This is a genomic window from Idiomarina sp. H2 (genome assembly GCF_004364275.1).
Taxonomy (GTDB): domain Bacteria; phylum Pseudomonadota; class Gammaproteobacteria; order Enterobacterales; family Alteromonadaceae; genus Idiomarina; species Idiomarina loihiensis.
Window position 1 is genome coordinate 14740 of sequence record NZ_SNZY01000013.1, and the last position, 20191, is coordinate 34930.

Here is a 20191-nt window from a genome sequence, read left to right on the forward strand (position 1 = left end):
CCCTATTAATAAACCCGCTCGCCCGCTACGTAAGTTTGTTCAACCTGAGTTCGCCAGATATCACTGGCATCGACGGCAAAAGGGTCTTGTTCTACGACAATAAAGTCAGCCCATTTACCGGGTTCCAGCGAGCCCAGAGATTTTTCCTGCCAGGCACTGTAAGCGGCATCTATGGTAAAAGAGCGCAGCGCTTGCTGCAGGCTCATTTTCTCTTCAGCATACCAACCTCCGGCTGGCATATCATTACGATCTTGTCGGGTAACCGCCGCGTGCAGCCCGTAAAACGGATTAGCCAGTTCTACCGGGAAGTCCGAACCGGCAGCAATAACGGTGCCCTGATCCAGCAGAGTTTGCCAGGCATAAGCTCCTTCCATCCGTGCCGCGCCTAGACGATCCTCTGCCATATTCTTGTCACTGGTGGCGTGCGTCGGCTGCATGGAAGCTACCAAATTGAGCTGATTAAAACGTTTCAGGTCGTCCGGATGCACAATTTGTGCATGTTCTATGCGATTACGTAAGTTACGGCCACCGAGTTCATTATAAACTTCTGCGAGGTTATCCAGTACAACGCGATTTGCCCGGTCACCAATAGCGTGAGTATTTATCTGGAAGCCATGAGGGATGATAAGCTCGTACAGGTCACGAATTTTTTCTTCTGAAGTGACCATCAGGCCATGGTTCCCATGGTCGTCACTGTAGTCTTCCAGCAAAGCCGCACCACGGCTCCCTAAAGCGCCGTCAGCGTATATTTTAACGCTACGAATGGTCAGTTTCTGGTCGACACTTTCGTATGGACCTTCTGCCAAAAGTTGCGCCAGTTTAGGCTCGGTAGCGGCTATCATGCCATAGACTCTGAGGGGCATACGGCCCTGATTGTGCAACCCCTTGTAAACGGAAATTTCGTCGGCATTAATACCGGCGTCATGGACACTGGTAATGCCCAGCTTAATTAAATGCTCAAAGGCGAGTTCGTAAGCTGCACGTTGCTGCTGAAGCGATGGTTCAGGAATAACATCCTCTACTAATTGCATTGCATTATCGACCAGCACACCGGTGGGGTTGCCTTGCTCGTCACGAACAATTTCACCGCCTTCCGGGGCGACAGTGTCCTTGTCTATTCCTGCACGGCGCAAGGCTTCGCTGTTTGCCCAGCCTGCGTGGGCGTCTACGCGCATTAACCAAACCGGACGGTCATTGACCACTTCATCCAGATGGGCTGCACTGGGGAATACCTTTTGTTGCCATTGCTCCTGATTCCAGCCTCGGCCTGTTATCCATTCCATTTCGGGTTGTTCGCCAGCATAGGCATGAACTTTTTTGACCGCTGCAGAAACGGAGTCGGTGTCGCGTAAATCCACCTGCAATAAGCTGGTGCCCAGACTCTGAATGTGTCCATGGGCATCAGTTAACCCCGGAAGAACGGTTTTTCCCTGCATATCAACGGTTTGTTCAGTGTCAGTAAAACGCTCAGCAAGTGCGTTACCACCAATGGCCTGAATTTTTCCATTTTCAACCAGCATGGTCGAAAATTGCTGCAATACCGCTTGTTCGCCAGCGGGGCTGGTAAGGGTGTAGCCTTTCATATTGGTATACAAGGTGTCGGCAATAGCTGAAGCCGATAAGCTAAGGCCTATAAACAGGCAGATAATACGTCGCATAACAAGAAAACTCCGTAGAAAATAACTGGGCAACACTATAGCGTTTTTACTGTACAAGCGACTAGGCGTTCTCTGACTTTTTTGTTAATGAAGTTAACATTGGCTTTTTCAAAACCGCTTTTGTCGGTAAAAAACTTGCTGTCTGTTATATTTTCGGTATGCTAAAAGTTAATTGAATAAGCGTTATTTTGGATCTCAAGATGAAAGTTCTAATTATTGACCCGCAGTTTTTTATGCGCGCTGGTCTTATACAAATTCTCACAAACTATGCGAATCAACCTTCGATATACGAAGCTGATTCGTTTGAGATTGCTGAGAACTATTTATCAGCCGATGATTATGATTTGATTTTTTTAGAAATGGATTTACCGGATGCCGAAATTCGACCTGCGCTGCAACGTCTGAAAAAAGTGGCTCCGCGTACGCACATTGTGTTGTTTACGCGCCCGCGCTCAATTTCGGAAGTTCGCCAGGTACTGGCTGCCGGAGTGCGTAGCTACTTGCCAAAAGACAGTTCGGCTGAACAGGCTAAACTGGCAATTCGGGCTTTGCTGAATGGCGACCGTCACATTCCTGATGACCCTCATTTGAATGAACCAAGAGACAAGTCCAGTGGAGCCGAGAGCTTTTTGTCACCGCGTCAGCTGGAAATAATGCAACTGCTGGCTCAGGGCCTTTCAAATAAAGAAATTGCAAACATTCTGGGCATTACTGAAGGCACTATTCGTGTGCATTTATCGGCAATATTCAAAGCCATTAAAGTATCGAATCGTACTGAAGCGACGCTTTGGTATCTACTGAGACAGAAAAAGTTGGTCGACTAAGTTTCGATTTATGTCACTTAACCGATTGATTTCTGAACTAGAAAAACATCAACATGCACCAACCGAGTTGTGGGATCCGCCGTATTGTGGTGAGATCCCTATTCATATTGCCTCAAATGGCGACTGGTTTTATCAGGGAAGCCAGATAAAGCGCTCTGCATTGGTAAAACTATTTGCGTCCGTTTTAGTGGTTGAAGGCGGTGAGTATTTTTTAATAACACCTGCCGAAAAAGTTAAGATTACGGTTGAAGATACGCCCTTTGTTGTTGTCGACTGGAGTCAATTAGAAGAAAATGGTCAGCAATTATTACTGCTAACAACCAATATCGGTGATACTCTGGTATTAAGTTCTGAACATCCGCTCACAATGAAAAAGGGTGTTCCTTATATTGTGATGCAACGAGGATTAACAGCGAGAGTACATCGCAATGTATTCTATCAGTGGGTTTCACACGCAGAGTCAAGGATTGCCGATGGACAAGAGCAGTGGTACCTGTCCAGTGCGGGTGAAACGTTTGTGTTAGGAAGTGTGGAATAGGACGTTGCGGTAAACTCGTCTATGACAAAAACAAGAACAGTCTACCTGGTTGAACAGCAACCAGAGCGTCGTCAGCATTTTGAAACGGTATTGACCTTTATTGGCGAAACCGTTGAAGTCATATCTCCTTCAGACACTCTAAAGCTTCGTGCTGCTGATGCTCTCTGTGTGATTGCTGGTAATGGCATTGAGAACTTGCATCAATTAGCCGGCGATGCGCCGCATCTACCTTTTATCTGTGCCACAGATGATCAGCACAATGCGTTACAGAAAGCGAATGTTATTGGCCCTCTGGAAAAGTCTTTTGATTACGCCAGCTTATCGAATATGCTGCATTACTGTCAGGCTTATCACCAGCAAATGCCTGCTAAAGCGGCAAGAAAGCGACACCCGGGCGGAGGTAAGCTGGAGCAAACCTTAGTTGGTAACGGGCGTACAATGAAACATGTACGTCAGTTGATTGAACAGGTAGCGGTAACAGAAGCGAATGTTCTGATTCTGGGAGAGTCAGGAACAGGTAAAGAAGTTGTGGCTCGCGGTATTCATGATTTGTCCGGACGTAGTAACGGGCCTTTCGTGCCAGTAAATTGCGGTGCAATTCCGGGTGACTTATTAGAAAGTGAATTATTCGGGCATGAAAAAGGGGCTTTTACCGGTGCTATCGGTGCGCGTAAAGGCCGCTTCGAATTGGCTCAGGGCGGCACTTTGTTTCTGGATGAAATTGGCGATATGCCACTGCCCATGCAGGTAAAGCTGCTACGAGTTTTGCAAGAGCGGATTTTTGAACGCGTGGGGGGCAGTAAAAGCATTATTGCCGATGTACGAGTGGTTGCGGCGACTCACCGTGAACTGGAACAGATGATTATTGACGGTAAATTCCGTGAAGACCTGTATTATCGCCTGAATGTTTTTCCTATTGAAGTTCCGGCTCTGCGCGAGCGTCAGGAAGACGTACCTTTACTGCTGCAAGAACTGACTCAGCGTTTTAAAAAGGAACGGGGCGTCGGGGTGCGTTTTACCGAACGAGCTCTGGAGTCGTTGTCCTATCACCGTTGGCCGGGTAACGTAAGGGAATTGACTAACCTGATAGAACGCCTGACTATAATGCACCCCGATAGTCTGGTTGATGTGCCTGATTTACCTCCAAAATATCAGCATATTGAACATGACGCACCAACTCCAGATTACCCCGAAGAAATGCTGGAGCGCGAAGCGCTGAGTGCCATTTTCAGTGAGTCAGATGAAGAACTTGATGACGACACACATAGTGCTGCTGATTCTGAATTGCCCGATGACGGGGTCAATTTGAAAGATATGCTAACTGAAATTGAAACGGGAATGATAGCGCAGGCGTTGGATAAATCTGACTGGGTAGTTGCTAAAGCGGCCGACTTACTCAGTATGCGCCGTACAACCTTAGTTGAGAAAATGAAAAAGTACGGAATTCAGAAAGATTAAATTCAAAGCGTCAGTCTTTTGACAATCCAAAAGCTACGTAATTAACTGAAAATAAAGAGAATTATACTGGCATCTATTTTGCATTAGCTTCTCCATAGTTGTTAATTGGAGATGTCAGTATGGCCACCTACCATCAAATTATTGATGCCATGCCCAACGCTGTTATTTTACTGGACAGTCATGGGGTCGTGGATTATTGCAATGACAATGCCACGAGCCTTTTAGGACACCCTCTGAAAAAGTTTTTATGGCGTGAACTGGTGAGTGAACTTTTTGCTCCCAAAGCGGATGACTGGCACGAAGTGTCTTTGCGTAACGGCAGACGGGTTCGTTTAGACACCTCAGTTGTGAATGAAAAGCCAGGGCAGCTTATTGTGCTGACAGACCTGACCGAGACGCGGCGTCTGCAAAACCGCATTGGTCATTTGCAGCGTTTGTCTTCCATGGGAAAAATGGTGGCTTCGCTGGCACATCAGATAAGAACGCCTCTGTCTGCCGCAATTCTTTATGCGCAAAACCTAAAGCAGGGCAGTATTTCTGCGGTCAAACAACAGCGTTTTTCCGATAAGTTACTGTCGCGTCTGCATTCGCTGGAACAACAGGTGAACGATATGTTGTTGTTTGCCAAAAGCGGTGAGCAACCCATGCTGGAAGAACTCAGTACCAATAGCCTGATCCAGCAAGTGCTGATGAGCACAGAAAGTTACGCTGAGCAGCATCAGGTGAAAATCAATTGTATTGATCCTGACTTTGGTGTGGTGTTACGAGCTAATCAAACCGCTCTGATCGGGGCAATGCAGAATCTGGTTAACAACGCTGTTGATGCCAGCCGGCCCGGACAGGAAGTGCTATTAAAAACCGATGTTGATGATGGTAACTGGAAAGTTTCTGTTATTGACTCTGGTTGCGGCATTCCGGCTGAAAAACAAGACAGTGTATTCACTCCATTTTTTACTGAAAAATCGAACGGTACTGGTTTAGGTCTGGCGGTTGTCCAAACGGTGATAAAAGCACACAACGGTTTAATTGACTGGGAAAGCCAGCCAAATAAAGGCAGTCGTTTTACCTTAGTGCTGCCGGTATATGAGTGGTCAGAAAATATAATGAAAGAGGTACGTTATGGCTGAGCGACAAGTATTGGTTGTTGAAGATGACGTATCGCTGCGTGAAGCGATTATCGATACGCTGGAACTGGCTGATTGTCAGTGCCTGGAAGCCGCTAACGGCGAAGAAGCCTTACTTATTCTAAAAAAAGAGTCAGTGGCGCTGGTTATCAGCGATGTGCAAATGCCGGGAATTGATGGCTTACAGTTATTGCGTAGCATGAATAATCAGCAATACGACATTCCGGTTATTATGATGACGGCCTTTGCAAAGGTGGATGACGCAGTCGTTGCTATGCGTGAAGGCGCTGTCGATTATCTGACTAAGCCGTTTTCAATTGAAAAGCTACAAACACTGGTGCAGCGTTATTTGCCCGACGGTGCAATTAACGATATTGAGCCGGTCGCAGAAGAAGGCTCCAGCCAGGCAGTGCTGGCTATGGCACGAAAAGTTGCGGGTAGTGAAGCAAGCGTAATGGTCACTGGGCCTAGCGGTACCGGTAAAGAAGTGCTGGCGCGTTATATTCACCAGCATTCGGATCGCTCAGACGGGCCCTTTATTGCCATTAACTGCGCAGCGATACCTGAAAACATGCTGGAATCCATGTTATTTGGTTATGAGAAAGGTGCCTTTACGGGCGCTAATCAGTCTTCTCCCGGTAAATTTGAACTGGCTCAGGGCGGTACTTTGCTGCTGGACGAAGTGACTGAAATGGCTATGCACTTGCAGGCTAAATTATTACGGGTTATTCAGGAGCGGCAGGTGGAGCGTCTGGGCTCGCGTAAAACCATACAGTTGGATGTCCGGTTAATAGCTACCTCTAACCGAGACTTACAACAGGCGGTGCGCGAAGGGCTATTACGTGAAGACTTAATGTATCGACTAAACGTGTTTCCCCTGCATTGGAAGTCTCTACGAGAGCGACCCGCGGATATCGTTCCCCTGGCAGAAAATTTACTGCAGCGACATAAACAACGTTCCGGTATTAAAACGCCCGTCAATTTCGCCGCCGCAGCAGTTCAACAGTTAATGCGCTATTCCTGGCCGGGCAACGTTCGGGAGCTGGAAAATGTAGTGCAAAGAGCTCTGGTATTACATCGCGATGGAGAAATTCAGCCACAGGATCTTATGTTGGAACTGAACGACGCGGTGGAAACCGCTAGCGTGTTTCCTGAACAAATAGAGACGCCTGAAGATAAGTCGGAAAACCTCGATGAGTCGCTTTTCCATCAGGAATACCAAATTATCAAAGATGCGTTGCAACGTCATCAGGGAAAACGCCAACCTGTCGCCGATGAGCTTGGTATTAGTCCACGGACTTTGCGCTACAAGCTGGCGAAAATACGAGAGCAGGGGCTGACTCTGACCGGCTCATAATACGGTCTTGAAATACCTCCTCCATTACCATTAGCCCTGTTTATCAGGGCTTTTCTTTGTATCTTACCGATGCGACCAAAAGTTGGCATTCTGTTTGCATGACTAACCTTAAATAAAGTCAGTGATGAATTTTTGACGGGGTTAATTATGAAAGTGGAAGCAAACGCACTTTATCAACAGTTACAATCGATGGCCACGCAGGCTTCCCAGCGTGATCAGCCTACGAATGTGAATGCCCTGCAAGGCAATACCGCTCAGGCTGATTTTTCCAATATGCTGAAAAGCGCAATGGATAACGTTAACGAACTGCAGCAAACCTCAGGTGATTTAAAAACTCGCATGGAACTCGGTGACCCGAATGTCACTTTGGAGCAAACCATGATTGCCAGCCAAAAGGCCGGTATCGCGTTTGAGGCAACGGTTCAGGTGCGCAACAAAGTTGTTGATGCGTACAAAGAAATAATGTCAATGCCGGTATAACCGCTGCATCATTGGAGATATAAGTCGTGGCTGAATCAACAGATTTAATGGTACAAGATACTGATTTACCTGATAACAACAGTTCAGGTAATGATGACGGCGGTGAGAAAACCGGCATTATGACGATGCTGGGCAACTTTGACATGCTGCGTCAGGTCATTGTCGTGCTGGCGCTGGCCATCTGTGTTGCTATTGCTGTTTTTATTATGCTGTGGGCACAAGAGTCAACTTATCGTCCATTCGGTCAGTTAGAAACGGAGGAGTTGATCAGCACCCTCGACTACATGGATGCAAACGGTATTGAATACCAGGTGGAAGGTAATACGGTTTCAGTACCTGAAGAAAACTACGATACTATTAAGTTGCAGCTGACCCGTGCTGGTGTTGATTACGGTAATTCGACCAATAACGGCTCTGAAATTTTAATGAGCGAACCGGGCTTTGGTGTTAGTCAAAGACTGGAGCGTGAGCGTCTTATTCATTCCCGCGAAGTTCAGTTAGCGCGTGCTATTGAAGAAATCAAAAAGGTTTCTGCCGCCCGAGTCTTGCTTGCTGTACCTAAAGAAAATGTGTTTGCCCGTCGCGAAAAACAACCCAAAGCATCGGTTATGCTGAATGTGCGCGGTGGCACCTCGTTAAGCGAAGAAGAAGTGGCCTCTATTGTTGATATGGTTGCCTCGTCGGTGACCGGACTCAGTACTGAGCATGTAACGGTCACTGACCAGGCCGGACGTCTGCTTAACTCTGGTTCGCAAAGTGCACTGGCGGCTAAAAGTTCGCGTGAGTATCAAATTGAACAAAAACGTGAAGAGGCCTACTTAGAAAAAATAGACAGTATTTTGATCCCAGTGCTGGGCTACGACAACTATACCGCACAGGTTGACGTGACCATGGACTTTACTCAGCGTGAAGAAACTCAGCGTCAATTTAACCCTGATATGCCGGCTATTCGCAGTGAAATGACGGTTGAAAATCGCTCTGTCGGTAGCGCCATTGGTGGTATTCCCGGAGCACTCACAAATCAACCTCCTTTAGAGTCTGACATTCCGGAAGAAGCCGGAGCAGGAACAGCAGGTGGTGGTGCTAATGGCAGCAGTCACCGTGAAGCAACCCGTAATTATGAGCTTGATAATTCAGTCACTTATACACGCAGTCAAACAGGTACTATTAAGCGCCTGAGTGTTTCTGTAGCGGTTAACCATGAAGCAATAACCAATGAAGCGGGCGAGGGCGAAACGCAATCGCGTAGCGCTGAAGAAATCGCAAATATTCGCCGTTTGCTGCAAGGTGGCTTAGGCTTTGATATTAACCGTGGCGACAGCATCGAAGTCGTATCGGTACCGTTCGCGCAGTTGCCTGACTTAGGTGCCGGCGAGACGCCAGTGTGGGAAGAGCCATGGTTCTGGCGAGCTTTCCGTCTGGTGATGGGCGCACTAGTTATTATGGTATTGATTCTGGCGGTGGTTCGTCCAATGCTGAAGAAACTGATGAATCCGGAATCGGGTGTAGAAGATGATGCCGATGCATTTTCCGATGAGGAATCGATGGGCGACGAAACCATTGATCTGTTATCCTCACAGTTTGATGAGAGTGCAGTTGGGTTTGGGGCTGATGGTAGCCTGCAACTACCTGACTTGCACAAAGATGAAGACTTGTTAAAAGCGGTTCGCGCGTTGGTTGCCAACGAGCCTGAGCTGTCCTCACAAGTGGTTAAAGCGTGGTTGAACGAAGATGCCTGATCAAGATACTAGAACTAAGCGCGGTAAGGTTGAGTTTGATGTCGACACTTTAGAAGGTGTTGAGAAAGCGGCTATTTTACTGCTTAGCTTATCGGAAGAAGATGCGGCTCAGATTCTTAAACACCTGGAACCTAAACAGGTGCAGAAAGTGGGCATGGCCATGGCGAGCCTGGAAGACTTTAACCAGGACAAAGTGAACGCTGTACACCATTTGTTCCTGGAAGACATTCAGAAGTTCACCAATATTGGCTTCAAGAGTGAAGAGTTTGTGCGTAAGGCACTGACCTCCGCACTAGGTGAGGACAAAGCCGGTAACCTGATTGAACAGATTGTCATGGGCGGCGGTTCGAAAGGTCTTGATTCACTGAAGTGGATGGACTCTAAACAGGTAGCCACTATTATCCGTAACGAACACCCGCAGATTCAGACCATTGTCCTGTCTTACCTTGACCCCGAGCAAAGTGCAGAAATTATGGCGCAGTTCCCGGACAAAGTACGTCTGGACTTAATGATGCGAATAGCCAACTTAGAAGAAGTTCAGCCAGCAGCCTTGCAGGAACTGAACGAAATTATGGAAAAACAATTTGCCGGTCAGGCTGGTGCTCAGGCGGCGAAGATGGGCGGCCTGAAAGCGGCAGCCAATATCATGAACTATCTGGATACCAACATCGAAGGTCAGTTGATGGACTCTATCCGAGAGCAGGACGAAGAGATGAGTCAGAGTATTCAGGACCTGATGTTTGTGTTCGAAAACCTGGTGGAAGTCGACGACCGTGGTATTCAGGCCTTGCTGCGTGAAGTGGAAGGTGAAACTTTGCAAAAAGCGATGAAAGGTGCGGACGACGCGGTTCAGGAGAAAATATTCAAGAACATGTCGAAACGTGCCGGCGATATGCTGCGTGATGACCTTGAAGCTATGGGGCCGATTCGTATTAGTGATGTAGAGGCCGCACAGAAAGATATTCTGGCAGCGGCGCGCCGTTTAGCTGACGCAGGTGAAATTATGCTTGGCGGCGGTGGCGGTGACGAATTCCTATAAGGGTTTAACGCATAATGACGGATGATAAAGACGCAACCCAGCTTTGGGATTTACCTGACATGACCTCGGAAGAGCTCAAACAGGGCTCTCAGGTAAATGCGTTAAACAAACCCCGGCGCTGGCAATATGAGCCGCCGGAAGCGGACAATGAACAGGAAGAAGAGCTTAAGCCTCTGACCGCAGAACAATTGGAAGAAATTCGCCAGGCCGCACGCGAAGAAGGCCATAAAGAAGGTTTTGACGAAGGCCGCAATGAAGGCCTTAAGAAAGGCTATGACGAAGGTTACGAAGTTGGTAAAAAAGACGGTTTTGAAGCCGGTGAACAGCAGGGTGTTGAAGCTGGTAAAGAAGCCATGCAGGAGCAACAGCAGCAGTTAAGAGTTTTGCTGCAGAGTTTGTCTCATCCGAATGAACGTATTACCGAAGCGGTTCAGGACGAGCTGATTGATATGGTCACTGAGCTGACGCGGGTCATCTGTCTGGATGTCGCTGCTAATTCAAAGGAACTCATCGTAAAAGCCGTGCGCGAAGCTATTGCCGTATTACCGGTTACTGATCAGCGGGTCATTATTCATCTGAATGAAGAAGACTTAGCTATTTTGCAAAGTACATTTAGCGAAGACGAACTGAAAGAAAAAGGCTGGTTGCTAAATAAAGACGATTTACTGGAACGCGGCGGTTGCCGGGTTACTACAGAAAGCTCCACCATAGATTACACCCTGACCAGCCGTATGGAAGATGTGTTCTCCAAATTAAAAGGTTAACCCATGAGCGCTTCTGAGCAGTTAGTGAAACAACTACGCAAAAAACGTGAGCGTATCCAAAAGCCATCAGTGGCTGTGTCGGGATATCTTACCCGCGTCGTCGGTTTAATGTTTGAGGCCGTTGGCTGCCGTGCTCCTGTGGGGTCAAGCGTAGCTGTGGAGGCTGACAGCGGAGATATTGAAGCCGAAGTGGTGGGTTTTGAAGGCAACATCAGTTACTTAATGCCTACCGAAGACGCCCATGGCGTTATTCCCGGAGCCAGAGTACGCCCACTAAACCGCAAGAATCAATTGCCGCTGGGTATGGAGCTGCTGGGGCGTGTTATTGATGCCCGTGGCGAACCCCTTGATGATAAAGGTCCCATTTTTTCTGACGGTAAAACTTATCGTAGCAAACCCATGAACCCACTGAACCGACGTCAGGTGAAGCAGCCGCTGGATGTTGGAGTAACGGCTATTAATGCCTGCTTAACCGTGGGGCAGGGGCAGCGAATGGGGCTGTTTGCCGGTAGTGGCGTGGGTAAAAGTGTGCTGTTGGGCATGATGACTCGCGGTACCACGGCGGATGTGATTGTAGTTGGCCTGATAGGCGAACGTGGCCGGGAAGTAAAAGAGTTTATAGAAGAAATCCTCGGTGAGGAAGGCCGTGAAAAAGCGGTTGTAATAGCAGCGCCGGCAGACCAGTCGCCGCTTATTCGTTTACGTGGTTGTGAAACGGCCTCTCAGGTTGCCGAATATTTTCGTGACCAGGGTCTGAATGTGTTGCTGTTAATGGATTCACTGACTCGTTACGCCATGGCGCAACGGGAAATTGCCCTTGCTGTGGGTGAACCACCGGCAACCAAAGGTTATCCGCCTTCTGTTTTTGCTAAGTTACCAGCATTGGTCGAGAGAGCAGGGAATGGCGGCGACGGACAAGGTTCTGTGACCGCGTTTTATACGGTTCTGACCGAGGGCGACGATTTGCAGGATCCCATTGCGGACTCCGCGAGAGCAATACTGGACGGACATATTGTACTGAACCGGGAACTGGCCGACAGCGGTCATTATCCGGCAATAGATATTGAAGCTTCTATTAGCCGGGTTATGCCACAGGTTGTTTCGGAAGAGCATATGCAACAGGCGATTAAAGTTAGACAGTGGTACTCAAGTTACCGTCGCAATCGCGACTTGATTTCCATTGGCGCATACACCCGCGGAAGTGACCCGGCAATCGATCAGGCTATTGCAATGCAGCCGCGAGTAAGTATGTTTTTGCAACAGAAAATGCGGGAAGTTGTGAACTATGATGAAAGCTTGTTGCTGCTTAATCAGCTAGTCAATCCGAAGCAGAAACAGTCAGCGAGCATGTAACTTATGGCTGAGTTGGCACAATTGGAAATGTTGCTGGAGCTGGAACAGAGGCGCGAAGATAAAGCCGCTCAGGATTTCTCTCAGGTGCAGCAACAAGTGCAGGAGCAACAGATGCGCCTGGACGGTATGTCAAAATATCGACTCGACTACTTAAATCAGTTGCAGCATCGCGGGCAAAGCGGGATTGCCTCAATTCAGGTAGGGCAGTATCACGCATTTGTCGGTAAGTTAGATGAAGGTGTTGAACAGTTGCATCACGATATTATTAAGTTGCAGCAAGTGTTACAACAGCGCAAAGATCGTTGGCTGGCGCAGCGTCGCAAGCGCGAGTCGATAGATTTTTTAATAAAAGAAAAGCGCAAGCGTGAGCAAATAGCAGAAGCCAGAAAAGAACAAAATAATCTGGACGATTTTAGCAGCCAGCGTTTTATTCGCGCCAGAAAATAGTTGGAACGAAATTTGCTTAGATACTTACTAGATATTGTTTGCTCAGCTATTGAAAATAGCGCAAGCGCATTGCGAAGTATTATTAAGCAAGGCGTCAATAAGCACTTAATTCAGGAATAAAACTATGCAACAGCTGCTTAATTTAACCGAGTCTGCCGACAACTTTGCACGTATTGGTAAAGGTAACGATCTTTCATTAAAGAGCACCGATGGTGATAGCGGTGAGTTCTCGCGGCTGATGCTACAACAAAATAGTGGCGATAAAGAGCTGCAACAACTGGCCGCCAAAATTGAAGCTTATCAGAAAGCCGGTAATGACGGTGAAGGTGAGGTTGAAGGCAAGGACATTGAACGCAAAAATATTGGCGAGCCGGTGACCCGAAATTTATGGGAATTGTTACAGCAAATGAAGCAGGAAAGTGCTGAGGTTAGCTCTGAAGGCGAAACCGTGGTTAGCGACGAGAGTGATCTTGCTGCGGGCGATGGCGAACTAAAAATGACAGATGAGCAACTGGCGGAAATGCTGGAAGCTTTAATAGCTAAACTGGATTCTGCCGGTGAAGGCGAGGGCGATGCCGTTATGACTGATGCCGAGCGGCAGAAGTTTGCCGATGAGCTGCTGGCCGGCATGACCGATAGCGATAAACAGGCACTGCAGGCAAAGCTTCAACAACTGATCCAGGCCGCAGAGCAGGGCGAAGGCACTGAAAGTGCCGTTGAAGATGCCGGTAAGTTCATAGTTAATTTGCTTGAACCCCTTTTACCCAAAGCCGATGCTGATAAGTTATTAGTAGGTAATGAAAAAGCGTTAACTCAGGCTTTGAATGAGGCGGCAGAGCGAGTACTGTCTCAATTGTCTGCATCTGCGGATAAAAACACAGGCAAGCCGCAAAGTGCTGAAGAATTAACAAATTTGCTTAAGCAACTGGAGCAGCAGGTTTCCGCACAACAAGCGAAAGGCGAAAGTAGTGAGTTGAGTTTAGCGGAGCAAAAGAAACTGCAGCAGTTTACTGCCGAGTTACGCAAAATTTTAGCCAGCCAAAATGGCGGCGCAGATAAACCTCAGGCTTTGACTCAGGAACAGTCGGCTAAAGCTGAACAGTTATTGGCTGAAGTAAGACAATTATTAAAAGGTCGTACGGGGCAAAGTGAAAAGCCGGCTGAAGGTAAAACATCAGAATCGGTTATTACAGCAACCGATGTCAAAGCCGGTAAAGAAAAAGCTGGTTCCGGCGATATTGGTGCTAAAAACGATGACGGCAAGCAAACGACTAAAGCTTCTTCTGTGAATACCGCTGTTGAAGCAGAAACCAAGGTAGCCGATGCTGTTCAGCAAGGACAAGTCTTGCGGAATAACACCGACGCTTTGACCGATGCCAGTGCCGCCAGGGCAATACAGGGGCAAATGGTGTCAACCGCGCAGGGAACCGTAGCGGCAGGTGAGTCCAGCCAGGCGAATACCTTGCAGGCGCTGCAACGACCGTTAGATTTGCAACAAACCGAAGCGTCGCAGAAGCTGCAGGAACGCATCAATATTATGATGAGTAAGAATATCCAGCGTGCAGATATTCGTCTGGACCCTCCGGAGCTTGGCAGTGTTCACATTCGCGTTAATATGAACGGGGAGCAGGCGTCAGTGCAGTTTCAGGCGCAGACGCAGCAGGCTCGTGATGCCTTAGAGACGACGATGCCGCGATTACGCGAAATGCTCGAGCAGCAAGGCATTAATTTAGCTGATACCCAGGTTGGCGAGCAAAATAAAGAAGGCGGTCGCACCGCCGGTGGACAAGCCGGAGGAACTAACGACGCAGAGGACTGGGCCGTTGAAGGCGAAATAGCTTTAGAAGAGGGGCGTGTACTGACCGACGGACAAGTCGATTTCTATGTCTGAAACGGTATATCTAAAGCGGCTATCAAGCTATAGTAAGTGTCGGTGGATGGAAAAACAGGAAATAGAGCATGGCAGAAGATAAAGACAACAACGACGCGGAACAAACTGATGAGCAGGCCGGGGGGAAGAAGAAAAAGCTGATTATCTTCGGTGGTATCGGTATTGTTTTGATCATTACTGTCGTGTTGGTGTTGTGGCTATTTGGTGGCTCGTCTGAGGACGAATCCGTTGTTGCCTCAAATGGTACCAGTAGTTCGGCCGCGCCGTCTTCATCGCCTCGTCCGGAAATTGGCAATGCGCTCTATGTTGGTATGCCCCGACCTTTCGTTTTTATTGTTCCGGGTGATTCCCGTGAACGAACAGTACAAATTAAAGCGCAGTTAATGGTGCGCGGCGAAGAAAGTGAAGAACTGGCGAAAAAGCATATTCCGTTAATTGAAGGCACGCTGCATGAAGTGTTTTCTTCGACCACGGCTGACAGGTTAAAGACAGCTGAAGGTAAAGGACAATTGCGTGAACTGGCTTTGACCGAAGTTCGTTCTTCGCTTGAAGAAGTAACCGGGAAACCGGTTGTTGAACAGGTTTTATTTACCAGCTTGGTAATGCAATAAGTGAGCTATTATGGCTGTGAGTGATTTACTATCTCAAGACGAAATTGACGCGCTTTTACATGGTGTTGATGACGTTGAAGAAGAGGACACAGAGAAAGAATCCGCTTCTGCGGATGCGCTCGACTATGACTTTTCATCGCAAGATAGAATTGTTCGTGGGCGTATGCCAACGCTGGAAATTGTTAATGAGCGTTTTGCCCGACACATGCGGGTCAGCTTGTTTAACATGATGCGGCGTACCGCAGAGGTGTCTATTAACGGTGTCCAGATGATTAAATTTGGCGAGTACGTACATACCTTGTTCGTACCAACCAGTTTAAACATGGTGCGTTTCCGTCCGCTTAAAGGAACGGCATTAATTACTATGGAGGCACGTCTGGTCTTCATTCTGGTTGATAACTTCTTTGGTGGCGATGGCCGTTATCATGCGAAAATCGAAGGCCGTGAATTTACACCGACCGAGCGCCGTATTATTCAAATGCTGCTGAAGCTGGTATTTGAAGATTACAAAGAAGCCTGGGCTCCGGTCATGGACGTGGGCTTTGAGTATTTAGACTCCGAAGTTAACCCGGCTATGGCGAACATCGTGAGTCCAACCGAAGTCATCGTTATCAGTTCGTTTCATATTGAGTTAGACGGCGGCGGCGGGGATTTCCACATAGCTTTGCCGTACTCTATGCTGGAACCTATTCGCGAGCTGCTGGATGCCGGTGTGCAGTCGGACAAAGAAGACACTGACATGCGCTGGAGTAAAGCGCTACGTGACGAAATTATGGACGTTCCGGTGGAAATGATAGCCAAACTGGCGCAAACCGAAATGTCGTTGCGCGAAGTGATGGACTTGCGCGAAGGCGATGTGATTCCGCTTGAGTTGCCGGACGACTTAACCGTACTAATTGAAGATTTACCGACTTTCCATGCGAAAATGGGACGTTCAAGAGACAATGTCGCTTTGAAAATTTCAGAGAAAATTAAACGTCCGGAAACCGTGAAGTCGGATATTCATATGTTGACGCGTGGTGGCCGCCGAATTGGTGGTGACGCAGAGCTTCAACAATTAGAAGAAGATATTGATTTATAATAATTGCTGCTTGAGAAAGTGAGGTTGCAACATGAGTAACGATGATAAAGATATGGATGACTGGGAAGCAGCAATGGCTGAACAGGAAGCTGCTGAAGACGAAGAAAGTAGTGAGTCAGAAGCGGGTGAAGGTAAAGGAAAGTCATCCAGCCATTCTGGTATGGATAACGTGCAGACCGCTGAGCTTGAAGAGCTGAGCGAAGATAAGCCGGTAACCGAGGAAGAAAAGCGCAAGCTGGACGCCATTCTTGATATTCCGGTCACCATTTCAATGGAAGTGGGTCGCAGCCAAATTAGTATTCGCAATTTGCTGCAATTAAATCAGGGCTCGGTGGTGGAACTGGAACGAGTTGCCGGTGAACCGCTGGACGTATTAGTTAACGGCACCTTGATAGCACACGGCGAGGTGGTGGTTGTTAATGATAAATTCGGGATACGCTTAACCGATGTTATTAGTCAGATTGAACGTATTCGTAAACTTCGCTAGTTTGATGCTGTTGCCTTCTGTTGCAAAGGCAGAAGAGAAAGCCGGCATTATTTCAGGCAATGACATAGGCGCCATGGTTTTGGCGCTTTTTGCCGTTTTAGCGGTGATTGTGGTTTTGGCCTCGCTGTTAAAGCGCTTTAACCTCAAGTTTCAGGGCGCATCTGGTCTGAAAGTACTGAGTAGCGTGTCTTTAGGTCCCAAAGAGCGGCTGGTCATTGTGGATGTTGGGGGGCAGAAATTGTTACTTGGTGTCACTCAGCAACGTATAGAATGCCTGAAAGAGCTGCCAGGCGATATCAATCTGGAAGGAAAACAAGAACAATGAACCGCTGGTTGCTGCTTTGTATTTTAGCCGTGTTGTGTTTGCTGCCGGAGCAGGCTTTTGCCTGGCAGGATCTTACTGCCGTTACGGTAAAAACAAACCCGGATGGTAGTGAAGAGTACTCTGTAACGCTGCAAATTCTGGCAATAATGACAGCGCTGACTTTCATTCCTGCCATGGTCATTATGATGACCTCGTTTACCCGCATTATCATTGTGTTGGCTATTTTGCGTCAGGCTATTGGTCTGCAACAATCGCCCTCTAATCAGGTGTTACTGGGTATTGCGTTGTTTCTGAGTTTTTTCATAATGACACCGGTGTTAAACGAAATTAACGATAAAGCGCTACAGCCCTATTTAAACGAAGAGATCCAGTCAATGGAGGCGGTCGACAGGGCGAAAGCGCCAATAAAAGCCTTTATGCTGGCGCAAACCCGCTTAACCGATTTAGAAACCTTTGTCGAAATATCAGGAACCGAGGGCGTGCAAGAGCCGGAGGACGTGCCTATGTCGGTGCTTATTCCGTCCTTTATAACTTCCGAGCTCAAAACAGCCTTTCAAATCGGTTTTATGCTCTTTATTCCGTTTTTGATTATTGATTTGGTGGTCGCCAGTGTGCTGATGGCCATGGGTATGATGATGTTATCGCCCATGATTGTATCGCTGCCGTTTAAGCTCATGCTGTTTGTGCTGGTGGATGGCTGGAGCTTAACCATGAGTACCCTGGCCGGCAGTTTCGGGGTTTAGGAGGCAATATGTCACCGGAAATGTTTCTCGACATTTTTCAGGAAGCTCTGAAGGTTATCGTTATTATGGTGGCTTTTATTATTATTCCCGGGCTTTTAGTGGGTCTGATTGTTGCGGTTTTCCAGGCCGCGACCTCCATCAACGAACAAACCTTAAGTTTTTTACCCCGCTTATTAGTCACTCTCGCGGTCATTGGTCTTGGCGGACACTTTCTGACTGAAACCGTAATGGACTTCACTATCGAGATGTTTAACCGGATACCCGAAGTGGTCGGCTAATGGATCTGGTAACGTCGGTTCTGATCGAGTGGCTGGAACAGCACCTGTGGCCACTGACACGGGTGTCATCGATGATCATGAGCATGGCGCTTTTTTCCGGCACCATTGTTAATTCGCGCGTCAAAATTTTTCTTTCCCTTGCTATTATTATGGCTGTTTCACCTGCTTTGCCGGAAATTAATCCCGGTGTTGAAATGATGTCAGTGGGTGGTTTTTTAGTGACAGCGCAGCAAGTTGTTATCGGTGTCGCTTTAGGGCTGCTTTCTATTTTGTTCCTGCAAACCTTTGTTCTTGGTGGGCAAATTATTGCAATGCAGATTGGTCTTGGTTTCGCCTCTATGGTTGACCCCACTAACGGTCAGCAAGTACCGGTTATTGCACAGTTCTTCTTAATGTTAGCCAGCCTAGTTTTTCTCGCGTTTGACGGACACCTGCTGATGATTCATATGGTGGTTGCCAGCTTCGACGCAATACCTGTTGGTATGACCGGCCTGGATGCCGATGCGTTATTTGCCGTTGCGGAATGGGGTGTTTACATGTTTTCGGCAGCGCTGGCGGCGATGTTGTCGGGTGTTATTGCTTTGCTGTTAATCAATTTAAGTTTCGGAGTGATGACCCGGGCTGCTCCCCAACTGAATATTTTTGCCATTGGTTTTCCTATTACCATGGTGAGTGGCTTAGTGGTGGTATGGCTGACCATGGGCGGCTTTATTTTTCATTTTGAAAACCAGTGGGCGCGGGTTGTACAAACCATGTGTGAAATATTGGGTAGTCAATGTGCTTAAATCGACTTTCTCTGACAAAGGGCAATAAGCATGGCTGAGACTGATCAGGAACGTACAGAAGACCCCACGGAGCGACGAAAACAGCAGGCCCGTGACAAAGGGCAAATTGCTCGTTCGAAAGAAATGGGAACCGCTTTTGTTCTGGTGAGTGCTGCCGTCTCATTTTTTTGGTTTGGTGGCGCGCTTTATCAGGGCGTTCGTAACGTATTCGAAATTATGTTTACCATCGACCGGCAGCACGCCTTTGATACCAGCAAAATCTATGAAGCCTTTGCTATTGCCTTCGGTGAAATTCTTTGGCCAATATTAACCATTTTTGCCTTTATTATTGTGTTTACCTTTTTAGGGAATAGTTGGCTGGGAGGCATTAACTTTTCTGCTCAGGCAATGGCGCCTAAATTTAACCGAATGAACCCGCTTAATGGTTTTAAGCGAATGTTTGGTGTTCAGGCTTTGGTGGAACTGATAAAAGCCATTGCGAAGTTCATGGTGGTAGCCGTTTCGGCCTATTTTCTGTTGAAGTGGCAGTTTGTCGATATTCTTCAGATGTCCATGGGACAAATGCCTACCATGATTGGCAATGCGCTGGATACCTTGTTATGGATGTTCCTGTTATTGTGTTTATCGATATTCCTGATTGTTGTTATTGATGCTCCCTTCCAGGTATGGAAACACAATAAAGACTTAAAAATGAGTAAGCAGGAAATCAAAGACGAACACAAAGACTCGGAAGGGAGTCCGGAAGTTAAAGGGCGTATTCGTCGCTTACAAATGGAAATGGCAAATCGCCGAATGATGCAGGAAGTGCCTAAGGCCGACGTTGTTGTAACTAACCCTACCCACTATGCTGTCGCTTTAAAATATGACGACGGCGGCGTACAGGCTCCGGTTCTTCTTGCAAAAGGAACCGATGAAACGGCGGCAAAAATTCGTGAAATTGCCCTTGAGTATGAAATTCCGCTGGTGGCTTCGCCGGGACTTGCCCGTTCAATTTATCATACCACTGAACTGGAAAAAGAAATTCCAAAAGGTCTGTTTGTGGCCGTGGCACAGATCCTTGCTTACGTATATCAGTTACGAATGTTTAAAAAAGGACAGGCGAAACGTCCGAAGAAACCTCCTATGGATAAAGATATTCCGGACGATTTACGTTACTAACTGACCTGATTACAACGACATTAGACTCGCATAATTTGCGCGTTAAGACCG

General features: G+C 47.5%; 21 protein-coding genes. 20 read left to right on the top strand and 1 reads right to left on the bottom strand.

The genetic code is table 11. The annotated features are described in order from the left end of the window. Positions 1 to 5: 5 nt before the first annotated feature. Positions 6 to 1658: an amidohydrolase gene (locus DET62_RS13715; protein ID WP_011234458.1), complete on the bottom strand. Its 1653-nt coding sequence runs from the start codon at positions 1656 to 1658 to the stop codon at positions 6 to 8. A gap of 200 nt (positions 1659 to 1858) precedes the next feature. Between DET62_RS13715 and DET62_RS13720 the strand changes: the two genes are divergently transcribed. The 20 genes from DET62_RS13720 (at position 1859) to flhB (ending at position 20140) form a co-directional block, all read left to right on the top strand. Further along, on the top strand, positions 1859 to 2482 hold the full coding sequence (locus DET62_RS13720; protein ID WP_110014345.1) for a response regulator transcription factor: 624 nt from the start codon (positions 1859 to 1861) through the stop codon (positions 2480 to 2482). A 10-nt stretch (positions 2483 to 2492) separates the two neighbouring features. Then, complete coding sequence (locus DET62_RS13725; RefSeq protein ID WP_110014344.1) at positions 2493 to 3020, top strand: DUF1285 domain-containing protein; 528 nt, start codon at positions 2493 to 2495, stop codon at positions 3018 to 3020. 21 nt (positions 3021 to 3041) lie between these two features. Further along, positions 3042 to 4478, top strand: a complete 1437-nt coding sequence (locus tag DET62_RS13730) for a sigma-54 dependent transcriptional regulator (RefSeq protein WP_110014343.1) — start codon at positions 3042 to 3044, stop codon at positions 4476 to 4478. Positions 4479 to 4597: 119 nt separating this feature from the next. Next, positions 4598 to 5605, top strand: coding sequence for an ATP-binding protein (locus tag DET62_RS13735; protein ID WP_110014342.1), 1008 nt, complete (start codon positions 4598 to 4600; stop codon positions 5603 to 5605). Next, complete coding sequence (locus DET62_RS13740) at positions 5598 to 6959, top strand: sigma-54 dependent transcriptional regulator (protein ID WP_110014341.1); 1362 nt, start codon at positions 5598 to 5600, stop codon at positions 6957 to 6959. Before DET62_RS13735 ends, DET62_RS13740 begins: the two co-directional genes overlap by 8 nt. Positions 6960 to 7106: 147 nt before the next feature. Beyond that, complete coding sequence (fliE, locus tag DET62_RS13745) at positions 7107 to 7439, top strand: flagellar hook-basal body complex protein FliE (RefSeq protein ID WP_110014340.1); 333 nt, start codon at positions 7107 to 7109, stop codon at positions 7437 to 7439. A 47-nt stretch (positions 7440 to 7486) separates the two neighbouring features. Then, positions 7487 to 9178 (top strand): flagellar basal-body MS-ring/collar protein FliF, encoded by a 1692-nt coding sequence (gene fliF, locus DET62_RS13750; RefSeq protein ID WP_166635841.1) that lies wholly within the window; start codon positions 7487 to 7489, stop codon positions 9176 to 9178. Further along, complete coding sequence (gene fliG / locus DET62_RS13755) at positions 9171 to 10217, top strand: flagellar motor switch protein FliG (protein ID WP_011234450.1); 1047 nt, start codon at positions 9171 to 9173, stop codon at positions 10215 to 10217. The genes fliF and fliG overlap by 8 nt, the downstream gene beginning before the upstream one ends. A 14-nt stretch (positions 10218 to 10231) precedes the next feature. After that, on the top strand, positions 10232 to 10981 hold the full coding sequence (gene fliH, locus DET62_RS13760; RefSeq protein ID WP_110014338.1) for a flagellar assembly protein FliH: 750 nt from the start codon (positions 10232 to 10234) through the stop codon (positions 10979 to 10981). Positions 10982 to 10984: 3 nt separating this feature from the next. Next, on the top strand, positions 10985 to 12334 hold the full coding sequence (gene fliI / locus DET62_RS13765) for a flagellar protein export ATPase FliI (protein WP_110014337.1): 1350 nt from the start codon (positions 10985 to 10987) through the stop codon (positions 12332 to 12334). A 3-nt stretch (positions 12335 to 12337) separates the two neighbouring features. Continuing rightward, positions 12338 to 12781, top strand: a complete 444-nt coding sequence (gene fliJ / locus DET62_RS13770; RefSeq protein WP_011234447.1) for a flagellar export protein FliJ — start codon at positions 12338 to 12340, stop codon at positions 12779 to 12781. 124 nt (positions 12782 to 12905) lie between these two features. Then, the gene (locus DET62_RS13775) at positions 12906 to 14672 is read left to right on the top strand and encodes a flagellar hook-length control protein FliK (protein ID WP_110014336.1); all 1767 of its coding nucleotides are present in this window, start codon (positions 12906 to 12908) and stop codon (positions 14670 to 14672) included. 68 nt (positions 14673 to 14740) lie between these two features. Continuing rightward, positions 14741 to 15283, top strand: a complete 543-nt coding sequence (gene fliL, locus DET62_RS13780; RefSeq protein ID WP_110014335.1) for a flagellar basal body-associated protein FliL — start codon at positions 14741 to 14743, stop codon at positions 15281 to 15283. 16 nt (positions 15284 to 15299) lie between these two features. After that, positions 15300 to 16364 carry a flagellar motor switch protein FliM gene (gene fliM / locus DET62_RS13785; RefSeq protein WP_016341320.1) on the top strand — a complete coding sequence of 355 codons (1065 nt, stop codon included), beginning with the start codon at positions 15300 to 15302 and terminating at the stop codon, positions 16362 to 16364. Positions 16365 to 16395: 31 nt separating this feature from the next. Beyond that, positions 16396 to 16851 (top strand): flagellar motor switch protein FliN, encoded by a 456-nt coding sequence (gene fliN / locus DET62_RS13790; protein ID WP_110014334.1) that lies wholly within the window; start codon positions 16396 to 16398, stop codon positions 16849 to 16851. Next, entirely contained in the window at positions 16811 to 17176 is a 366-nt protein-coding gene (gene fliO / locus DET62_RS13795; RefSeq protein WP_243735052.1) for a flagellar biosynthetic protein FliO, read from the top strand. Before fliN ends, fliO begins: the two co-directional genes overlap by 41 nt. After that, complete coding sequence (fliP, locus tag DET62_RS13800; protein ID WP_011234441.1) at positions 17173 to 17919, top strand: flagellar type III secretion system pore protein FliP; 747 nt, start codon at positions 17173 to 17175, stop codon at positions 17917 to 17919. Before fliO ends, fliP begins: the two co-directional genes overlap by 4 nt. An 8-nt stretch (positions 17920 to 17927) precedes the next feature. Continuing rightward, positions 17928 to 18197: a flagellar biosynthesis protein FliQ gene (fliQ, locus tag DET62_RS13805; RefSeq protein ID WP_110014332.1), complete on the top strand. Its 270-nt coding sequence runs from the start codon at positions 17928 to 17930 to the stop codon at positions 18195 to 18197. Continuing rightward, positions 18197 to 18982: a flagellar biosynthetic protein FliR gene (gene fliR / locus DET62_RS13810; RefSeq protein WP_110014331.1), complete on the top strand. Its 786-nt coding sequence runs from the start codon at positions 18197 to 18199 to the stop codon at positions 18980 to 18982. The genes fliQ and fliR overlap by 1 nt, the downstream gene beginning before the upstream one ends. Before the next feature lie 30 nt (positions 18983 to 19012). Beyond that, positions 19013 to 20140: a flagellar biosynthesis protein FlhB gene (gene flhB / locus DET62_RS13815; protein ID WP_110014330.1), complete on the top strand. Its 1128-nt coding sequence runs from the start codon at positions 19013 to 19015 to the stop codon at positions 20138 to 20140. Positions 20141 to 20191: the final 51 nt, after the last annotated feature.